Source organism: Dyella sp. BiH032 (assembly GCF_031954525.1).
In the GTDB taxonomy this organism is placed as follows: domain Bacteria; phylum Pseudomonadota; class Gammaproteobacteria; order Xanthomonadales; family Rhodanobacteraceae; genus Dyella_D.
The window spans coordinates 1,251,410-1,270,124 of record NZ_CP134867.1; the positions used below are offsets into that span (position 1 = coordinate 1,251,410).

Consider the following 18,715-nt stretch of genomic DNA (forward strand, 5'->3'; position numbering starts at 1 on the left):
GGCGGGCCATTCGATACGCTGTTCGACCTAGCTTTCTCGGCGTATGGCGGCGGCGCCGCCGCCGGAGCCCTCGCCGTGCGCATGACGCGGCCGCGTTTTGAGGCTAACGTGCGCGGCCAGCGGCCCGTTCAGGCCGTGCCGTTCTTATCGCCAAGGCTCAGGGAGATTCGCCATGTCCGTACGTATCCGTCCGCTGTTCGCGCTGTCGCTGCTCTGCTTCGCCGCTTCCGCCGCGGCGGTGGATCTTCCCGCCAACCTGCCCAAGCGCAAGGCCGGCCTGTGGGAAATGCAGATGGGCATGGCTGGCGGCCAGTCCCAGACCATGAAGGTGTGCCTGGACGAGGCCACCGACAAGGCGATGTACCAGATGGGCGCGCAGATGAGCGGCTCGATGTGCAGCAAGTTCGCGCTCGACGTCAAAGGCGGCGCCGTGATCGCCGACGGCGTCTGCTCGCTCCCTGGCCCGCAGGGCAACGTCACCATGACCAGCCACAGCGAAACCCGCTTCCAGGGCGACAGCTCCTACCAGACCACCGGCCACGTGAAATACGACCCCGCCGTGATGGGCCGCAGCGAAGCCGACGTCAACAGCAGCGGCCGCTGGGTCGGCCCTTGCGCCAAAGGCCAGAAACCCGGCGACATGCTCCTGCCCGGCGGGCAGACGGTGAATATCAATGACATGGGTGGCGGCAAATAAGGCAGGGCTTTGGCCGCGTCGAAGGCCGGCGTTGCCGGCCTTCTTTGTTTTAGCGGCGTTGTCGCAAGCACCGGCCCCTCATCCCGCCTTCTCCCCGGCGGGGAGAAGGAGAAGTGCGGTACCGCGGCAAGCAAAAACAAGAGCGAGCGAAGCAACGCTCCGTGCCGCTCTTGATCTCCCGGGTTCCCTTCGCGGCGGTGAGGGCTGGACGATCAGGCCCGCGAAGCGGGGCGGGGGCAGGACGTCCCCGCCTTTTCGATCAGGGCATGGATGCCCTGTCGAAAAGCCCGGCCAGCCCTCAACGCACCCGCAGCAGCGAACGCTGCGGAGGGCGCCGCGCAGGGGGCCCTTTCTTCTTGGTTGCTTCTTCTCGAGGTCCCCCTTGAGGGGATTGGGCAAGCAAAGAAGAAGTAACTCGCTCTCCGGCAGGAGAGCGAAACCCTCGCCCCGCGAGGGGCTAGACCCGACTGGCGATGAGGCGACAACCGAGCGACATCGCCACTGAGTTACGACCTACGCGGGAATGACGAGGATGGGAGCGCGAGGCGACCCTTAGCGTCCGTTGGGGTTCGCAAACCCACCCCAACCTACGGCGGAGAAGAAATCAGGTGCTTCAGCAAGGCATCGTGATCGCCATCCAACTTCTTCAGGCGCGCCTGCAGCGCCGCATCATTCACCCACTGCGCGCTCAACGCGCGCCGACGCTCCAGCGTGTAGGCCATATCCGCAAACGGCACCAGCGTCTCGTTGCCCGCCGGCGCGAAACCACTGATGTCATGGATCAGCTTGAGCTTGGCCAGCTCCGCCGCGGCATTCTTGCCCTTCGCATAACCGGTGAAGAACGTCGCGATACGTTCGCGCAGTTCCTGCGGCAGATCGGTGCGTACGATCACCACGGCGTGCGGAATCAGGCTCGACTTCCACACGACGCGAAGACGTGCGTACTGCTCCGGGAAACGCGTGGCGAAGCGTTCCAGGTCCGCCGTGTTGTTGGTGGCCACGTCCGCTTCGCGATTGGCCGCGGCCAGGGCATTGTTCTGGTGGTTGTCGACGATGACGCTGGCGAAGAACGTGTCCGAATCGAGCTTGCGCGCCGCAAACAGCTGTGCCTCGGGTACCACATAGCCGGACATGGAGAGTGCTTCGCCGCGCGCATAGCGCCAATGGCCCGGTTGGCGGAACACGTCGTCCACGCTGCGGATGGGCGAGTTCTTTTCCACCAGCAGCACTGAGTAGTAACCATGCGAGCCGTCGCCGCGGGTCAGCTGCGCGACCACCCGCATGCGGTCGCGCGATACCGCGTCCAGGGCGAGCCGGCCGGAGACGAAGGCCAGGTCGATGCGGTCTTCCGCCAAAGCTTGCGCGAGGCCTTCGTAGGTGCTGACCGAGAGTGGACGCACGTCGCGGTGGAGCGTGTGTTCCAGGTCGTCCAGCAGAGGCCGCCAGGCCTCCAGCGATTCCGACGGACCGCCGATCGGCAGGATGCCGAAGATGAGCGGACGCTCCGCCGCGGCTGGCGCAGCCCATGCGTGCGCGCCGATCAGCAGGCCCGCGAACAGCAGCGCCAGGCGCGCGAAAAAGGCCGCCGTGGCCGGTTTGGGCCGGCCATGCCGTAAGCCCGCGATCCTTCCCTTGCGCAACGCTTCTCTCCCCCGGCAGTCGGTGAGCGGTCACCGCGTCGGGATGCGTCCTCCATCCCGGATGGGGGCAAGCATACGCCAAGGCCGGCGCGCCGAAAGCGGCGCACGGCACGTCGCAAAAGTCTGCTCAGAGGCCGCTGATGCGCCGCGAAGCGACCACCGCCTCGACGCGGTTGCGCACGTTCAGCGCGCGGAAAATGGCAGCCAGATGGATCTTCACCGTGCCCTCGCTGATGCCCAGGTCGCGCGCGATCAGCTTGTTCGGCTTGCCTTGCGACAACAGGCGCAGCACGTCTATCTGGCGTTCCGTCAGCAGGGCACGCAGCCGTTCTTCCAGCGCCCGCACGCTCTCGCTGCCGTTGGCGCCCGGCGGGAGCGGCACGGCCACGTGATGTTCGTCGAGCATCATGGGCGGCACGTAGGTGCCACCGGACAGCACGAGGCGCACGGCCGACAGCATCACTTCGGGCGAATAGGCCTTGGGGATGAAGCCGCGGGCGCCTTTGGCGAGCAGCTCCTTCATGGTGGCCGGGTCCTCGGAGCCGGACAGCACGATCACCGGCAGCGCCGGCAGCGCGCCGATGACTTCGGTCAGGTGGGCGATGCCGTCCGCGCCGGGCATCGCCAGGTCGATCATGGCCAGGTCCAGGTCGCGGGCCTGATCGCCATGAATGACGCGGCGCAGGTGGTCCACGTCCGAGGCTTCCACAAAGGCCGTGTCCGGCCCTAGCTCGGCGAGCTTGAGCTTGACTCCCTCGACGATCAACCGATGGTCGTCCGCGATCAGTATCCGCATATCGCTCCCCTGGCGCCGACGGCGTCCTCCGCGGCGTCAGCCGCACCTTAGTGCCAGGCCGGAGCGGCGGCAACCGCTGGCTGGCTTCCCCATATGGCCTAGGCGCTAGGTGATAGCGGCGTGAAGCATGCCGGCGCTAGGCAGCGTTCCTGGCCATGGCGCGCAGATTCACCATGGCCTCCCTGAGCTGTTCCGGCGACACGGGTTTGTAGAGCACCGGAATCCGCGCTGCCATGATCGCGCGCAGGCGATCGCTGCGCGTCTCGCCGGTGATCAGCAGGCGGGGAAACGGCTCGAAACCCATGTCGGTATAACGGCCGTCCAGTTCGGCCAGCACGTCCAGCCCGCTTTCGTTGTCGCGCAGACGCAGGTCCGAGATCACCAGGTCCGGCGGCGTGGGCCAGGTCTCCATCGCTTCCAGTGCCTGGGTGCGGTCCTCCGCTATGGCCACGTCGCAACCCCAGCTGCGCAACAGATAGCGGATGCCGGAGAGAATCGCCGGCTCATCGTCGATCACCAGCACGCGCATGCCCGACACGTCGAGCTTCGTTTCGTCCACTTCGCGATGCGCCGCGTTCTGCGGCGGCACTTCGGGCAGGTGGAAGCTGAATACGCTGCCGCGTCCGGGCGTGGACTTCAGCAGCACGCGCGTATCGAGCAGTTCCGCCAGGCGCTGCACGGTGGCCAGACCCAAGCCGAGCCCTCGCCGCGGGCCGGCATCATGCTCGCCGGTGCCGTGGTGGTCGATGCGGTAGAACTCGTCGAAGACGCGCGCCTGGTGTTCCGGCTCGATGCCGCTGCCGGTGTCCCATACGTCCACTCGTACCGTGCCGTCGTGGCGATGGCGCGCCACCACCAGCACGCCGCCTTCGCGCGTGTAGCGCAGCGCGTTGCTTACGAGGTTGTTGAGGATGCGCGCCAGCATCGTGCGATCGCTGCGCACCCACAGGCGCGTGGCGCGCATGACCAGGCGCAGGCCGTGCTGCTCGGCGATCATGCGGAAGTTGCGGCTGACTTCCTCGAATACGTGGTCGAGCGGGAACTCGCTGATCTCGATCTGCATCGCGCCGGTTTCCAGGCGCGAGAGATCCAGCAGCTCGCTGAAAAGGTGGTCCAGGGCCTCTACGCATTCCTGGATGTGGGCGATGCGGTCGAGCCGGACCGGATCGCGCTCGTCCACCGCCAGCGAGGAGGAGAACAGCGTCAGCGCATACAGCGGCTGGCGCAGGTCGTGCGACGCGGCGGCCAGAAAGCGTGCCTTGGCTACGCTGGCGGCCTCGAGCGCGGCGTTCTTGCGCGCCAGTTCCACCGTGGCGTGCTCGATCTCCTGCTCCATGCCGCGCTGCACGTCGAACAGCGCCGCCGCGGCGCTGTTGAAGCCGCGTTGCAGTTCGCCGATCTCGTTTTCGTCAGTGACCTCCACCTCCACGCGCCGGCCGCCCCGGCCGAGCTGATGGACCGCGCGGGCAAGCCGCCGCAGCGGCGCGCTGATCCAGCGCGCCGCCTGCCAGCCCACGACGCCCGCGATGAACAGGGCCAGCGCGAGCGCGATCAGCGCATTGCGCAGGCTGGCGCGCTGCGCGGCGATGGCCTCGCCCAGGCTCACGTCGATCAGCACGGAGCCGAGCGCGGGTTGTAGCGGGCGTTCGTCGTTCTTCACGTCGTGCACGACGGTGAGCACGTCGCCCGGCTTGCGCTCATTGCTGCCGCGGCTGTCGGCGAGGATCTCGCCGTCGACGGCGCGGATCTGGACGTGCGCGACGTGCGGCAAGTCGGCGATGGATTCGGCGATACGCTTGAGGTCCCGCCGCTGCATGTTGCGGATGGCGTCGGCCGAGATCGACGCGGCCTGCGTGGCAATCGCATCGGCGGTGCTCTGCGCCATGCCGCGCAAGGTGTTGAGCTGGTAGCGGGTGAGCATCACCACCAGCAGCGTGGCGGTGACCAGGGTCGGCGCGAGGGCGATGAAGGCCAGCCGCTGCATGAGCGACGTGCGCCTCCACAAGCGTACCGCCCAGTTCGCCCCTGCACCCATCGGCGGGTCCCCATGCGGCGCGGTCTGGCGCCGGCGTGGGTGAGCCTAGCGCGAAATGGGGGGAGGGGAGGTAGTCGGCTTGAGGGGATAGGGGTTGGGGGTTTTTGGCGTGGGCGGTTTTTTGTGGTTTGGAGCTTGCGGGAGGGTTTCTGGGCGTGGCGTGGTGGTTGGGGTTGTTTGGTGAGGTTGTTGTGTGCGGGTGTGGGTTGGGGATCACTCGCGATTCTGGACTGGGCTTGTCTTGGTGTCGCCCTCCCACGTTTGTCATGCCGGCGCAGGCCGGCCGGAGCGCGTAGCGCGGAGAACGCCCGGAGGGCGGTCCCGAAGGGGCGAGGGCAGCGAGTCATCCAGTGGCGACACCGCTCGGTGGTGGCCTCATGGCCAGCCTTGTCTCGCCCTCGAGGGCGAGGGATTTCGCTCTCCTGCCGGAGAGCGAGTTACTTCTTCTTTGTTTGCCCAATCCCCTCAAGGGGGACCTTGAGAAGAAGTAACCAAGAGAAAGGGCACCCTGCGCGGCGCCCTCCGCAGCCTTCGCTGCTGCGGGTGCGTTGAGGGCTGGCCGGGCTTTTCGACAGGGCATCCATGCCCTGATCGAAAAGGCGGGGACGTCCTGTCCCCGCCCGCCTGCGGCGGCCTGATCGTCCAGCCCTCACCGCCGCGAAGGGAACCCGGGAGATCAAGAGGATTCGGAGCGTCGCTTCGCTCGCTCTTGTTTTTGCTTGCCGCGGTACCGCACTTCTCCTTCTCCCCTCCGGGGAGAAGGCGGGATGAGGGGCGGGTGCTTGCGATAGCGTCTATGCAGGCGAGCTCGTGCAGCGACGCGTGTGAAGACAGCTACCGCGACAGGCTTCGCTGAAGGTAGCCACGGGCCCCTGCGTTCAACCGGCCGCAGCCGGTAGCAAACCGCCTATTCCACCCCGCGCCGCTGCCGCAATCCGCGCCAGACCCGCTCGATCACCAGCGGCAGCAACGCCAGCAATGCGATACAGCCGAGCGAGAGGAGGATCTGGGGTTGCAGCAGGATCGATGTGTCGAAGCGTCCATGCGTGCGCGCTAGCGCCTCGCCCAGGCCGGCGCCGATGGAGGTTTCGAAGATCAGGGACACGGTGCCGCCGAGCCAGCTCGCGCCGAGGAACAGCCATAGCGGGCAGCGCAGCCAGGCCAGGCAGACGGTGATCAGGCCGAAGGGGGCGACGGGAACGAAGCGGAGGAACAGCGTGTAGGCGACGGGGTGGCGTTCGAAACCGTGGTGGATGCGGTCGACGAAAGCCGGTGGATGGCGGCTGCCGGTGCCGAAAGCGTAGCGGCTGGCAAGGAACAGGATCAGCGTGCCCAGGGTGAGGCCGACCGAAGCGTAGGCGGTACCTTCCAGTGTGCCGAACACGAAGCCGCCCGCCATGATGATCAGCACCGTGCCGGGGACGCCGGTGGACATCGCCAGGGTCAGCAGGCCGATGAAGGCGAGGCGGCTGAGCCAGGGACTGTCCGCGACCTGGGCGCGCAGCTGGTCCTGGTGTTGCACCAGCTGCTCGGGATGCAGCTGGTCGAGCGCGCCGGAAGCGAACAGGGCAACGCCGGCGATCACCAGCAGCACCAGCGGAAGCGCGGCGCGCAGGCGGCTCAATAGCTTTGTCCGCGCGCGCCGTAAGCGGCCAGCACGGCGCGTGCCTCGTCGCGCAGGATGTCGCGGCGCACGGCGATGCCGCGGCGCTCGAGTTCGCCGATCCAATCCGCCGGCAGCGGGCCTTCGTCGAACGCGGTCAACGTCTCGACGTCCTCCGCGCGCGCGCCGATCAGCAGCTCGTCCACACCGGCCCATACCGTGGCGCCGTAGCACTGGCAGCATGGCTGCGCGCTGGTGGCGAGCGTGTAGCGGCCGCCGTCGGCGTTGAGGCGGAAGCTCGCCATGCGCTGCTGCGCGGCCATGTAGGCCATCATCTCGGCGTGCGCCACCGAGCAGGTCTGCGGCACGACGCGGTTGACGCCGACCGAGATGACGCGTCCGTGCGCGTCGAACACGGCGGCACCGAAGGGGCCGCCCAGGCCGTGTTCGATGTTGTGGCTGGACAGCTGGATCGCCAGGTCCACGCGTTCCTCGTCGGTGAGGTAGCGCTTGCTGGTGTCGACCAGTTCGCCCAGCCATGGCGGCAGGGTCAGGTGAATCTGCAACGGCAGCATGCTCACGCTCCCTGCTTGGCCCAGGTGTCGCGCAGCGTCACCGTGCGGTTGAACACGGGCTTGCCGGCGCGATGGTCCACGCGATCGGCGACGAAGTAGCCCAGGCGCTCGAACTGGAAACGCTGTTCCGGCTCGGCGGACGCGGCGGAAGGCTCCAGCCAGGCCTGCACCACGCGCTTGGCGTCGGGATTGATGTGCTCGATCCAGGTCTTGCCATCGCTCTCGTCATCCGGCGCGGGCACGTTGAACAGGCGGTCGTACACGCGCACTTCGGTGGCGACGGCGTGGCGCGCGCTCACCCAGTGGATGGTGCCCTTCACCTTGCGGTCGGCGCCGGGCATGCCCTGGCGCGATTCCAGGTCGAGCGTGCAACGCAGCTCGATGACCTGGCCGGCGGCGTCCTTCACCAGTTCCTCGCACTTGACGATGCCCACGCCGCGCAGGCGCACCTCGCCTTCCGGCTTGAGGCGATGGAAACCCTTCGGCGGCACTTCGGCGAAGTCCTCCCGCTCGATCCACAGCTCGCGGGAGAACGGTACGTGGCGGGTGCCGAAGCTCTCGTCCTTGGGATGGTTGGCAAAGACCAGTTGTTCTTCGTGGCCTTCCGGCAGATTGGTGATCACCAGCTTCAGCGGATCGAGCACAGCCATGCGGCGCGGCGCCTTGGCATCGAGGTCCTCGCGCACGCAGTTCTCGAAGATGGCGTAGTCGATCACGCTGTTCTGCTTACTGACGCCCAGGCGCTCGATCAGCAGGCGGATGCCGCCCGGCGTGAAGCCGCGGCGGCGCAGGCCGCGCAGGGTGTTCATGCGCGGGTCGTCCCAGCCGTCGACCAGCTTCTCCTGCACCAGCTGCGCGAGCTTGCGCTTGCTGGTGATGCTGTAGCTGAGGTTGAGCCGCGAGAACTCGATCTGGCGGGGCTTGGCCGGCTCGGTCTTGAAACCGCCGTCGCGCAGGTGCTGCCACAGCTCCGGATGGTTGACCAGGTCGACCTTGTCGACGAACCAGTCATACAGCGGGCGGTGGTCCTCGAACTCCAGCGTGCACAACGAATGCGTGATGCCTTCCAGCGCGTCGGAAAGGCAGTGCGCGTAGTCGTACATCGGGTAGATCGGCCAGGCGTCGCCGGTGTTCTGGTGCGGAATGCGGCGGATGCGGTAGATCGCCGGGTCGCGCATGTTGATGTTGCCGGAGGCCATGTCGATCTTCGCGCGCAGCGTCTTGGCGCCGTCGGCGAATTCGCCTTCGCGCATGCGGCGGAACAGGTCGAGGTTCTCCGCCACGCTGCGGTCGCGGTAGGGCGAGTTGCGGCCGGGCGCGGTGAGCGTGCCGCGGTATTCGCGCATCTCGTCGGGGTTGAGGTCGTCGACGTAGGCCTGGCCGTCCTCGATCAGCTTGACCGCGGCGCGGTAGAACACCTCGAAGTAGTCGGAGGCGTGGCGCAGGTCGTGCCAGTCGTAGCCCAGCCAGCGCACGTCGTCCTTGATGCCTTCGACGAACTCGGGGTCTTCCTTGCCGGGGTTGGTGTCGTCCAGGCGCAGGTTGCACCAGCCGGCGAATTCCGAGGCGATGCCGAAGTTCAGGCAGATCGCCTTGGCGTGGCCGATGTGCAGGTAGCCGTTGGGTTCGGGCGGGAAGCGCGTGCGGATGGCGTGGTGCTTGCCGGAGGCCAGGTCGTCGCGAATGATCTGGCGCACGAAGTCACGCTGGCCCTCGGCCGGTGCGGCGCTGGGAGACGTGGTTTCGGCGGCGGCGTGTTCGATCGACATCGGGGGACTCGCGGGTCATTGGCTGAAACGGCCAAGTTTACCCTGTCCCCCGGGATGCCGCTGCCCTCTCCGCAGTCAGGCCGGAGCGGACGCGACGGGGCTGCCGCCGCCGCGCGCCTGGGCCACGCATACGCGATTGCGGCCTTGCGCCTTGGCGCGGTACAGCGCCAGGTCGGCCTGGCGCATCCAGCCGCCGACGTCATGGGCTTCCTCGCCTACCGCGGCCACGCCCAGGCTGATCGTCCATGGGATGTGCTGGCCGGCGCGTTCGGGCCGGCTGTTCTCGGCGAGCAGACGGATGCGTTCGGCTACCGCGCTGGCGCGCTCCAGGTCGGTTTCCGGCAGCACGATGCCGAACTCGTCGCCGCCCAGGCGGCCGGGCGTGTCCACGTCGCGCAGGCCGCGCTGCAGCAGGCGGGCCAGGTCGCCCAGCAGCTGGTCGCCGGCGGCATGGCCGTAGCGGTCGTTGATCTGCTTGAAGCCGTCCACGTCCAGCAGGATCAGGGCGGCGGGGCGCTGGTTGCGCTGGTAGCGCAGCCATTCGACGCCGACGGTTTCCAGCCAGTGGCTGCGGTTGCTCAGGCCGGTGAGCGCGTCGGTACGGCTGAGCTGGTCCAATTGGCGGTTCTGCTGGCGCACGCGTTGCGCCAGGGTGAAATTCACCGTGCTGAGCCAGACCGGATAAATCATCAACATGGGCAGGCAGGCCGCGACGTTCAGCATGGTCGAGACCGGCTGGTAGCGGAATCCGTCCAGCCACCAGGTGGCCAGGCATACCGCCGCCTGCAGGGCGAGGGATTTGAGCAACAGCCGCCAGCCGCCGGCGCTGATCCGGTCCATCGCCATCATCGCCACCAGCAAGGCGCTCGGCAGCATGTTGAACTGCATCAAGGCGACCCACACGCCGCCCATCGCGGCATCGAATACCAGGTTCACGTGTTCGGTTTCGATGGGGCGCGCCGCGCGCGAGGCGAAGAGGTAGGCCAGGTGAGGCCACGCCAGCGCGTTGAACGCCAGCAGCGCCCATAGCCACCAGCCGGCATGAAGTTGGTACAGGACGCTCGCCACCGGCAAGGCGCCCAGCCCCAGCCCGAGCAGGCGGAGGCGGTAGACCCGCACCACGAACCTGAGGTGTCCTTCCCGAGCCGCCTTCGCCATTCCGCCTCTTCCCCTGCGAGAGCCGTCTTTGCGAGACCTTAGTGCAGCGCCACGGTGGTTGCCACTAGGCCGCACGGCCGGTCGGCAGCAGGCTTGCGGCCTCCGCGGGCGGGGGGTAGCGTGCCGCCATGCGCATCGCTTACCGAGCCGAAACTCTGATCGACGCCCATCTCGTGAAGGATGCGCTGGAACGTGCCGACATCCCGGCCTTTGTGGCCGGCGAATACCTGACTGGTGCGGTGGGCAATCTCCCTGCGCTCGACTACGTGGCCGTGCTGGTGCCGGAGGCGAGTCTGCCCGCCGCCGAGGCGGTGGTGCGCGAGGTGGAACTCCAGCTGGCCGACGCGCGGCAGGCGCTGGACGGCTGGGCGGACGACGGCCTTCCCTCCTGCATGCCTGCTTGAGGCTGCCTGGAACGGGCGCGCTATGCTTGCCCGTTCCCTACGCATGGCCTGAAGCCTTTCATGACATCGAGCATCCGACAGATCGAGGCGCTGATCCGCGCCGTTCCGGATTTTCCGCAGCCGGGCGTGGTGTTCCGCGACATCACGCCGTTGCTGGCCGACGCCGGCGGCTTCGCCCGCTGCATCGATGCGCTTGCCGAACCATGGCAAGGCAGCGGCGTGCAGGCGGTGTGCGGCATCGAATCACGCGGGTTCATCTTCGGCGCGGCGCTGGCGCAGAAGCTGCACGCGGGCTTCGTGCCCCTGCGCAAGCCCAACAAGCTGCCGCCGCCGGTGGTATCGGTGGACTACGCGCTCGAATACGGCAAGGACCGACTGGAGGCGCGTAACGATGCGCTGCGTTCCGGCGAAAAGGTCCTGATCGTGGACGACGTGCTCGCCACCGGCGGCACCCTGGATGCCGCCTGCCGTTTGGTGGAAACGCTCGGGGCGGTACGCGTGGGCGCCAGCGTGGTGATCGAGCTGGAGGCGCTGCAAGGCCGCCATCGCCTGCCCGGAAACACGCCGCTGCATGCGCTGCTGCGCTACTGAGCACATTGAGAAGCGCGCTGTCCGCCGCCACCTAACTCACTCTCATCTGAGGAGATCAGCCATGCTCGGTATCGGTGCCTGGAAACAACGCCTGCCCCATCGCGAGGACGCGCTGCCCGGACGCGCGCAGGCCATCGCGCCGCCGTCCGCGCATCATGTGCACGGACGCCCGCTCATGCCGGAAGCCTTCCCCGGCAGCGAAGTGCTGCAGGTCGGCATGGGCTGCTTCTGGGGCGCGGAGCGCAAGTTCTGGTCGATGCCCGGGGTGCTGACCACCGCGGTCGGCTACGCGGGCGGCTACACGCCCAACCCGACGTATCGCGAGGTGTGTTCCGGCGAAACCGGCCATGCCGAGGTTGTGCAGATCGTCTACGACCCTGCGCAGGTCGATGTCGACACGCTTTTGCGCACGTTCTGGGAGAACCACGACCCGACGCAAGGGATGCGCCAGGGCAATGACGTGGGCACGCAGTACCGTTCGGCCGTCTATACGTCGACACCGGCGCAGCGTGCGGCAGTGGAGGCTTCGCTGCGCCGCTACCAGGCGGAACTGGAGCGGGCCGGGCACGGGCGCATCACGACGGAAGTGGCGGATGCGGGACCGTTCTATTACGCGGAGCCGGAGCACCAGCAGTATTTGTCGAAGCATCCGGATGGGTATTGCGGGTTGGGTGGGACGGGGGTGAGTTGTCCGATCGGGCTCGGGCGGGTGGAATGAGGTGAGCGCTTTGCGCGGGAGGGTGTGGCGTGTGGGCTTTGCAGCCCACACGTAGGTCGGAGTGAGCTTGCGAACCCGACGGGCGCGAAGGGACGCCTCGTACTCACCACTCGTCATTCCGGCGCAGGCCGGACGGAGCGCGTAGCGCGGAGAACGCTCGGAGGGTGGCCCCGAAGGGGCGAGCGTAGCGAGTCATCCAGTGGCGTCACGGCTCGATTGTCGCGACGTGGTCGCCAGCTTTGTCTCGCCCAAAGGGCGAGGGGTTTCGCTCTCCTGCCGGAGAGCGAGTTACTTCTTCTTTGCTTGCCCAAAGAAGAAGTAACCAAGAAGAAAGGGCCCCCTGCGCGGCGCCCTCCGCAGCCTTCGCTGCTGTGGGTGCGTTGAGGGCTGGCCGGGCTTTTCGGCAGGGCATCCTGCCCTGATCGAAAAGGCGGGGACATCCCTGTCCCCGCCCGCCTGCGGCGGCCTGATCGTCCAGCCCTCACCGCCGCGAAGGGAACCCGGGAGATCAAGAGCGTCACGGAGCGTCGCTTCGCTCGCTCTTGTTTGGTCATTGCTGCTCGCGGCGGTACCGCACTTCTCCTTCTCCCCTCCGGGGAGAAGGCGGGATGAGGGGCGGGGCTTGCGAGAACACTTCATCGCACGTCCACCGCAACTCACTTCACCCCACGCTTAAACCTCACCTTCCAGTAACCCCACAGCGTAGGGTGATACCACTGCCTCGACGGTCCGATGCCCGCCTGAGGAGCCAATCGCCGCTCCGCGGCATCGAGCAGTGCTGCTTTCATCAACGGCAGCGCCTTCGCCAACTGCAGCACCGGATAGGTGGCGAAGTTGTCTTCGGGTTCCACGTCGATGCGGTCCTGGTAAAGGATGCCGCCGGTGTCCACGCCTTCGTCCACGAGATGGACCGTCACGCCGCAATGGGCGCGGTCGTCGTTGGCCAGGGCCCAGTAGCCGCCGTGTACGCCGCGGTAGGCGGGGGTGATGCCCATGTGGGTGTTGATGAAAGGCGCGTCCACTTCGTCCAGCAGCTTCCGTGACAGGATGCGCGTGCCATTGACTACCACGGCTTGCGGGGCGAGTTTCTTGAGTAGTCGTACGGTCTGCTTGCCGTTGGCGCTGGCGACGCGGGTGACGGTGTCGTCGGGAATCGGCGCGTCGGATAGACCGTGCTGCCGCATGAGGCTTTCGACGCGTGCGTGCGCGGCGTGGCTGAGCAGGCGGCTATACACGATGAAGGCGAACTGCCCCAGGGTTTCCCATGCGCCCAGCTTGCGCGCGCGGTAGCGCAGCATCTTCAGCGCCGAAGGTTTGCGTTCGATGATCACCGCGACGATGTCGAACTCGTTGCGCAGGGCGTGGTACATCGCGTGGGTGGTCCATCCTTCGCCGGCGAGCAGCGCGATCCTTGGCCTAGGCGGCATGCATGGTCTCCAGCACGCTTGCGATCTCGCCCATGTTCAGCGACTGCATGCCGTGGACGCGCCGCAGGTGACCGTAATAGCCGAGCACCTCGCGCAGACAGGCCAGGTTGCGCTCGATGTCCGCGCCGAAGTTATGGGGATGCCACCACAGATGGAACAGCCGGTTCTCCGCGGCGGCCTGCTCCATCGCCCGCTTGATGCGACGCATGCGCAACCCTTCGAATGGTGCCAGGCGGTGCGAGTAGGGGCGGAGGAAGCGGCTCGACGGAATGTTGAACGGGCGAGTCCGCGCGCATTCCTCCAGCGTGTACGTGTTGGGGCCGGAGAGATTGACGTAGGCGTCGATGAGGCGCGTCGCGCGCACCAGCAGATTCTGTTCGCGCTGGTTCTTCGGCGTGTAGAACGGCGCGCTTTCATTGCCGCGGTAGCAGGCGATGCCGAGTTCTTCGAGCACAGGCAGGTAATCGGGATTGCCCTGGTTGCGCGGGAAGACCAGGCTGGCGACCGGAATGCCCTGCGCACGCGCAGCGTCTACCGCGGCCCGCAGATCGGCGCGGAACGATTCGATCGTCTGGCCATCTTCCAGGCAGTAGTAGTGCGAAAACGTATGCGTGCCGATTTCCTGTCCTTCGTACTGGCGGATCAGCTCGATCATTTCCGGCGCGAAGTGGTAGTGATCGTCCGAACCCCAGGCGTGGTCCTCGATGTAGCGATAGGACGACAGCGGGCCATGGCGATAGTCGGGCAGCACGTCGGGAAGATGCTGGCGCAACTCTTCGACGTTCTTGAAAAACAGGAAGCCGAGCGTCGCCCAGGTGGCATGGATGCCATGTTCCTCGAACAGGCCCAGCATGCCGCGGATCGCCTCCCGCTCGCCCCGCAGATTGCGCTCGTAGTCCTGGAGGCTGCGCGCGTCGCGCACGCCCCAATAGAGCTCGAGATCCAGCGAGACGGTGAAGATGCCCGGCATGTGTCTGCACTCAACCTCGTGGTCTGGTCCGCTGCCCATGACTGCCGCACGTCACCGACCGCGCCGCTTCCACGCGGCGTAGCGATGCCGGCAGTCCTTCTGCCCCCCTTTGCTTTGTTCAGGCTCGACGCGCACGCCGAACGAACAATCTCGCGGATTGTTCTGGCGGCAATCTGAAGGGTGGATGAGGGACCGGAAGCGGGCAGGTGCTGCCGTTTATGTGCACGTGCACATTGCGGCATCAGGCCGGCGTACGGGAGCGACTGCTGACTTTGGGCTGGCTTAGTTCCGGGCGCAGCAGGCCGTCCGGAAGTCCGCGCATGACATCCGCGAAACGCTGCAGGAATGCGCCCATGGAAGAACTCTTGCGCCAGACCAGCGCGATGCGTCGGCTGGGCGCATGTCCCGCGAATTCAATCAGGTGCACGTTGTCGGTGCGTGCCACCGGCGGCTTGATGGCGAGAGTGGGGAGCAGGGTGATGCCGACGTTGGCAGCGACCATCTGGCGCAGCGTTTCCAGGCTGGTGGCGCGGAAACCGGACCGCTCGCCCGCACCGGCCAGGTGACAGACCTCCAGCGCCTGGTCGCGCATGCAGTGGCCGTCTTCGAGCAGCAACAAGCTTTCGTCTTCCAGATCACCCAGCTTGAGACGCTGTTTCTTGTGCGCCAGCGGGTGGCCGTCGGGTACGGCCAGGACGAAGGGTTCCTCGAACAGAAATTCCGCGTGCAGGCTGTCCTCGTGCAGCGGCAGCGCGAGCACGCCAACGTCCAGCGAACCTTCGCGCAGCATACGGATGACCTGCTCGGTCTTTTCCTCCACCAGCAGCAGTTCCAGGCGCGGGAAGCGTTCGCGCACCAATGGGACCAGATGCGGCAGCAGATACGGCCCGAGCGTAGGGAAGATGCCCAGGCGCAGCGTGCCGGATTCCGGATCGCGCGTGCGCTGCGCGATGGCCTTGATCTCATCGATCTCCGCGAGCACGCCGCGCGCGCGGCGCGCGATCTCGCGGCCGGTCTCGGTCAGCAGCACCTTGCGCGGCGTGCGTTCCACCAGCGGCACGCCCAGTTCGTCTTCCAGCTTCTTGATCTGCGTCGACAGAGTGGGCTGGCTGACGAAGCTGGCCTCGGCCGCGCGGCCGAAATGCCGGTGTTCGGCGAGGGCGACGAGGTACTGGAGATCGCGCAGATTCATGGGGAAAAACGGCCGATACGTTGGATAGTCGAAATCTATCACGATCATGAGAACAATCAATTGGAGCAATTCCTCAGGTTCACCTAGGCTTTGTCGCACGAGTTGCTCCACCCGCGCGCCACTCCTGCCCCTCCCCCCGCAGGCGCGCGGTTCCCCCCACCGGCGGCGAGCCCCCTTCGCCGCCGGTTTTTTCTTGCCTGTCGGAAACATGCTGCGCAGCAGCGGCGCGGCCATGTCTTCTGGCACTGTGTCCGAAGTCACGCCTCCGCCTAGCGTGAAAGGCTCTTTTGTGTCCCCTGGGGAAATTCTCATGCGTCGTCTCGTCCGCCCGCTCATGCTGAGCGTTCTCGCCGCGTCCTGCGGCGCCGCCCTGGCTGCTCCCGCCGCTTCCGACCAGCCGCAAGGCAAGCTACCGCGCTGGGCGATGCCGGAGTCCTACCAGCTGGCTTTCAAGGTGGATCCGAAGCAGCAGGATTTCTCGGGCACCACCACCATCAAGCTCAAGCTGACCCAGGCGTCGGACCATATCTGGATGCACGGCCGCGAGCTGAAGGTGAGCAAGGTCACCGTCACTGATGCCAAGGGCAAGGTGCACGCCGGCAAGTACGAGGACGTCGCGCCGAAGGAAGGCGTGGTGCGCATCGACCTCGGCGGCACGCTGCAGCCGCAGGAGCTGAGCGTGGCGATCGAGTACACCGCGCCGCTCAACCAGCAGTTGCAGGGCCTGTACAAGGTGAGCCACGAAGGCCAGCCCTATGCGATGACGCAGATGGAGCCGATCAGCGCGCGCTTCGCTTTCCCGGGTTTCGACGAACCGTCGTTCAAGACGCCGTTCGATCTCAAGCTCACCATCCCCAGCGATGAAGTGGGTATCGCCAACACCAAGCAGGTGAAGGAAGAGAAGGCTGCCGCCGGCTGGAAGACCCTGACCTTCGCGACCACCCAGCCGCTGCCGACCTACCTGGTCGCGTTCGGCGTGGGCCCGTGGGACGTGGTGAACGGTCCGACCATTCCCGCTTCCGAATACCGCAAGCAGGCCACCGACCTGCGCGGCATCGCCGCCAAGGGCGAAGGCCACCGCATGCAGCACGTGCTGGGCGAGACGCCGAGCATCATCAAGACGCTGGAGGACTACTACGGCTTCGGCTATCCGTTCGACAAGCTCGACCTGCTCGCCGCGCCGGACTTCTCCGCGGGCGCGATGGAGAACCCGGGCCTGGTCACCTTCCGCGACTGGCTGCTGCTGCTGGACAAGGATTCCGCCGCCCAGTACGTGCGAGGTTCCTTCAACGTCACCGCGCACGAGCTGGCCCACCAGTGGACCGGCGATACCGTGACTATGGGCTGGTGGGACGACCTGTGGCTCAACGAAGCCTTCGCCACCTGGATGCAGCAGAAGGTCACCCAGAAGGTGCATCCGGAATACCGCGCCGATCTCGACCGCGTGCGCGGCGCGCAGGGCGCGATGAACGGCGACAGCCTCGTCACCACCCGCAAGATCCGCCAGCCGATCACCGGCAACGGCGACATCGAGACCGCGTTCGACGGCATCACCTACCAGAAGGGCGCCGCTGTGCTCGGCATGTTCGAAGGCTATGTCAGCGAGCCGGTGTTCCAGAAGGGCATGCGCGCCTACATCCAGGATCACAAGTTCGGTAACGCCACCGCCGAGGACCTGATCGACTCGATCGCCAAGGCGGCCGACAAGGGCGAGGACTTCAAGAATGCCTTCAAGAGCTTCCTCAACCAGCCTGGCGTGCCGTACGTGCAGACCAAGCTCGCGCAGGAAGGCGGCAAGACCGTGCTGCACCTGAGCCAGAGCCGCTATCTGCCGCTCGGCAGCAAGGGTGACGCCAACCATCTGTGGGGCGTGCCGGTCTGCGTGCGCTACGCCGTGGGCGGCGACAGCAAGGTCGCCTGCGAACTGCTGGACAAGGCCCAGGGCACGATGGAACTGCCGGGCGCCACCGCACAGAGCTGGGTGATGCCCAACGCCAACGGCAGCGGCTACTACCGCTTCAGCATGGAAAAGAGCGACCTGGCCAAGCTCGGCAAGCAGGTCGACAAGCTGGCCGACGCCGAACAGCTGGCCTACGGCGATGCGGTGAACGCGGCCTTCCGCCGCGGCGACATCGATGCCGGCGCCGCGCTGGCGGCGCTCAAGCCGCTCACCGGCTCGAAGGTGCGCGAGGTGTCCACCGCGCCGCTGAATACCTTCAACTGGATCTACAACCAGCTCGCCAGCACCGACGCGCAGCGCGCCAAGCTGGTGGCGTGGGCGAAGTCCGCCTATCTGCCGGAAATGCAGCGCCTGGGCTACAAGCGCAAGGACGGGGAGCCGGACGGCGATTCGCTGCAGCGCGCCACGCTGGCCGGTTTTCTGGGCCTGGACGTGAAGCTGCCGGAAGTCCGTGCCGAGTTGCTCAAGCAGGGCGACGCCGTGCTCAAGCCGAAGGCTGACGGCAATCTGGACTTCGCCGCCGCCGACTCCAACCTGCTCGGTGCCGCGCTGGGCGTGGCGGTGCAGGAGCACGGCAAGAGCGCGGTCGACGCGTTGGTCGCGCAGCTGCCCAAGACCAGCGATCCGGCCCAGCGCAACGCCATCCTGCAAGGCCTGGCGCAGGCCGAGGATCCGGCGCTGGCCGAGCGCGTGCGCGACCTGTCGCTGGACAAGTCGGTCAAGGTCGGCGAGATGAACGCGCTGCTGATGGGCAACCGCGACACCCAGGCCGGCCGCGACGCCATCTGGAAGTGGTCGGTGGCGAACTACGACAAGATCGTGGCTCGCACTGGCAGCTTCGCCGGCGGTCGCCTGCCGGGGCTGATGGGCGGCGGCGGTTGCTCGCAGGGCGAAGCCGATCGCCTGCAGGCGTTCTTCAAGGACCGCGCCAAGGACGTCTCCGGCGCCGAGCGCGGCCTGGCCCAGAACGTCGAAGGCACGCTGCTGTGTTCCGCACTGAAAGCCAAGCAGGACCCGGCAGCGATCCTGCGCTGATCGGCCAGCAGTGACGCCATGAACCGGGCGGCGCAAGCCGCCCGGTTTTTTTGTGCCTCGCCAACCCCGGCCGGGCCGCCGCCGCGTTGCATCCTTCACGGCGTTGTCATGAACGGCGCCGTTCCACCTACACTGCGTCGCGGCC

Annotated in this window: 15 protein-coding genes; 5 read left to right on the forward strand and 10 right to left on the reverse strand. The window is 66.9% G+C overall.

The genetic code is table 11. The features are described from left to right. Positions 1-172 precede the first annotated feature (172 nt). Complete coding sequence (locus tag RKE25_RS05445; RefSeq protein WP_311841242.1) at positions 173-697, forward strand: DUF3617 family protein; 525 nt, start codon at positions 173-175, stop codon at positions 695-697. Between the two features lie 587 nt (positions 698-1,284). On the opposite strand, the gene phnD is transcribed toward RKE25_RS05445, so the two are convergent. The 7 genes from phnD to RKE25_RS05480 all read right to left on the reverse strand — a co-directional run bounded on the left by phnD (position 1,285) and on the right by RKE25_RS05480 (position 10,273). After that, positions 1,285-2,337, reverse strand: coding sequence for a phosphate/phosphite/phosphonate ABC transporter substrate-binding protein (gene phnD, locus RKE25_RS05450; protein WP_311841243.1), 1,053 nt, complete (start codon positions 2,335-2,337; stop codon positions 1,285-1,287). A 127-nt stretch (positions 2,338-2,464) separates the two neighbouring features. Next, positions 2,465-3,133, reverse strand: a complete 669-nt coding sequence (locus RKE25_RS05455; RefSeq protein ID WP_311841244.1) for a response regulator transcription factor — start codon at positions 3,131-3,133, stop codon at positions 2,465-2,467. A gap of 136 nt (positions 3,134-3,269) precedes the next feature. Continuing rightward, positions 3,270-5,117 (reverse strand): hybrid sensor histidine kinase/response regulator, encoded by a 1,848-nt coding sequence (locus RKE25_RS05460; RefSeq protein WP_311841245.1) that lies wholly within the window; start codon positions 5,115-5,117, stop codon positions 3,270-3,272. A 958-nt stretch (positions 5,118-6,075) separates the two neighbouring features. Further along, positions 6,076-6,792, reverse strand: coding sequence for a VTT domain-containing protein (locus RKE25_RS05465; protein WP_311841246.1), 717 nt, complete (start codon positions 6,790-6,792; stop codon positions 6,076-6,078). Continuing rightward, positions 6,789-7,346 (reverse strand): nucleoside deaminase, encoded by a 558-nt coding sequence (locus RKE25_RS05470; RefSeq protein WP_311841247.1) that lies wholly within the window; start codon positions 7,344-7,346, stop codon positions 6,789-6,791. Before RKE25_RS05470 ends, RKE25_RS05465 begins: the two co-directional genes overlap by 4 nt. A 2-nt stretch (positions 7,347-7,348) precedes the next feature. Further along, complete coding sequence (locus tag RKE25_RS05475; protein ID WP_311841248.1) at positions 7,349-9,115, reverse strand: glutamine--tRNA ligase/YqeY domain fusion protein; 1,767 nt, start codon at positions 9,113-9,115, stop codon at positions 7,349-7,351. A 75-nt stretch (positions 9,116-9,190) separates the two neighbouring features. Then, complete coding sequence (locus RKE25_RS05480) at positions 9,191-10,273, reverse strand: diguanylate cyclase (RefSeq protein ID WP_311841249.1); 1,083 nt, start codon at positions 10,271-10,273, stop codon at positions 9,191-9,193. A gap of 128 nt (positions 10,274-10,401) precedes the next feature. On the opposite strand from RKE25_RS05480, the gene RKE25_RS05485 reads away from it, so the two are divergent. From RKE25_RS05485 to msrA, 3 genes are all read left to right on the forward strand, one after another. Beyond that, on the forward strand, positions 10,402-10,677 hold the full coding sequence (locus RKE25_RS05485) for a DUF2007 domain-containing protein (protein WP_311841250.1): 276 nt from the start codon (positions 10,402-10,404) through the stop codon (positions 10,675-10,677). A gap of 60 nt (positions 10,678-10,737) precedes the next feature. Next, the gene (locus RKE25_RS05490) at positions 10,738-11,268 is read left to right on the forward strand and encodes an adenine phosphoribosyltransferase (protein WP_311841251.1); all 531 of its coding nucleotides are present in this window, start codon (positions 10,738-10,740) and stop codon (positions 11,266-11,268) included. A gap of 61 nt (positions 11,269-11,329) precedes the next feature. Then, a complete protein-coding gene (msrA, locus tag RKE25_RS05495) occupies positions 11,330-11,986 on the forward strand; it encodes a peptide-methionine (S)-S-oxide reductase MsrA (RefSeq protein ID WP_311841252.1) in 657 nt (218 codons plus the stop codon). A 656-nt stretch (positions 11,987-12,642) separates the two neighbouring features. Here the strand turns inward: msrA and RKE25_RS05500 are convergent. The 3 genes from RKE25_RS05500 to oxyR form a co-directional block, all read right to left on the reverse strand. Then, entirely contained in the window at positions 12,643-13,413 is a 771-nt protein-coding gene (locus RKE25_RS05500; protein ID WP_311841253.1) for a formyl transferase, read from the reverse strand. Continuing rightward, complete coding sequence (locus RKE25_RS05505) at positions 13,403-14,383, reverse strand: polysaccharide deacetylase family protein (RefSeq protein ID WP_311841254.1); 981 nt, start codon at positions 14,381-14,383, stop codon at positions 13,403-13,405. Before RKE25_RS05505 ends, RKE25_RS05500 begins: the two co-directional genes overlap by 11 nt. Positions 14,384-14,624: 241 nt before the next feature. Beyond that, positions 14,625-15,575, reverse strand: a complete 951-nt coding sequence (oxyR, locus tag RKE25_RS05510) for a DNA-binding transcriptional regulator OxyR (protein ID WP_311842337.1) — start codon at positions 15,573-15,575, stop codon at positions 14,625-14,627. A 310-nt stretch (positions 15,576-15,885) separates the two neighbouring features. On the opposite strand from oxyR, the gene RKE25_RS05515 reads away from it, so the two are divergent. Beyond that, positions 15,886-18,570 (forward strand): M1 family metallopeptidase, encoded by a 2,685-nt coding sequence (locus RKE25_RS05515; protein WP_311841255.1) that lies wholly within the window; start codon positions 15,886-15,888, stop codon positions 18,568-18,570. The last annotated feature ends 145 nt before the right edge of the window (positions 18,571-18,715 follow it).

Coding starts and splice junctions, on each gene's coding strand:
- RKE25_RS05445 (WP_311841242.1), top strand. CDS start 173: ATGTCCGTACGTATCCGTCCGCTGTTCGCGCTGTCGCTGCTCTGCTTC.
- RKE25_RS05455 (WP_311841244.1), bottom strand. CDS start 3,133: ATGCGGATACTGATCGCGGACGACCATCGGTTGATCGTCGAGGGAGTC.
- RKE25_RS05460 (WP_311841245.1), bottom strand. CDS start 5,117: ATGCAGCGGCTGGCCTTCATCGCCCTCGCGCCGACCCTGGTCACCGCC.
- RKE25_RS05470 (WP_311841247.1), bottom strand. CDS start 7,346: ATGCTGCCGTTGCAGATTCACCTGACCCTGCCGCCATGGCTGGGCGAA.
- RKE25_RS05475 (WP_311841248.1), bottom strand. CDS start 9,115: ATGTCGATCGAACACGCCGCCGCCGAAACCACGTCTCCCAGCGCCGCA.
- RKE25_RS05480 (WP_311841249.1), bottom strand. CDS start 10,273: ATGGCGAAGGCGGCTCGGGAAGGACACCTCAGGTTCGTGGTGCGGGTC.
- RKE25_RS05485 (WP_311841250.1), top strand. CDS start 10,402: ATGCGCATCGCTTACCGAGCCGAAACTCTGATCGACGCCCATCTCGTG.
- RKE25_RS05490 (WP_311841251.1), top strand. CDS start 10,738: ATGACATCGAGCATCCGACAGATCGAGGCGCTGATCCGCGCCGTTCCG.
- msrA (WP_311841252.1), top strand. CDS start 11,330: ATGCTCGGTATCGGTGCCTGGAAACAACGCCTGCCCCATCGCGAGGAC.
- RKE25_RS05500 (WP_311841253.1), bottom strand. CDS start 13,413: ATGCCGCCTAGGCCAAGGATCGCGCTGCTCGCCGGCGAAGGATGGACC.
- RKE25_RS05505 (WP_311841254.1), bottom strand. CDS start 14,383: ATGCCGGGCATCTTCACCGTCTCGCTGGATCTCGAGCTCTATTGGGGC.
- oxyR (WP_311842337.1), bottom strand. CDS start 15,575: ATGAATCTGCGCGATCTCCAGTACCTCGTCGCCCTCGCCGAACACCGG.
- RKE25_RS05515 (WP_311841255.1), top strand. CDS start 15,886: ATGCGTCGTCTCGTCCGCCCGCTCATGCTGAGCGTTCTCGCCGCGTCC.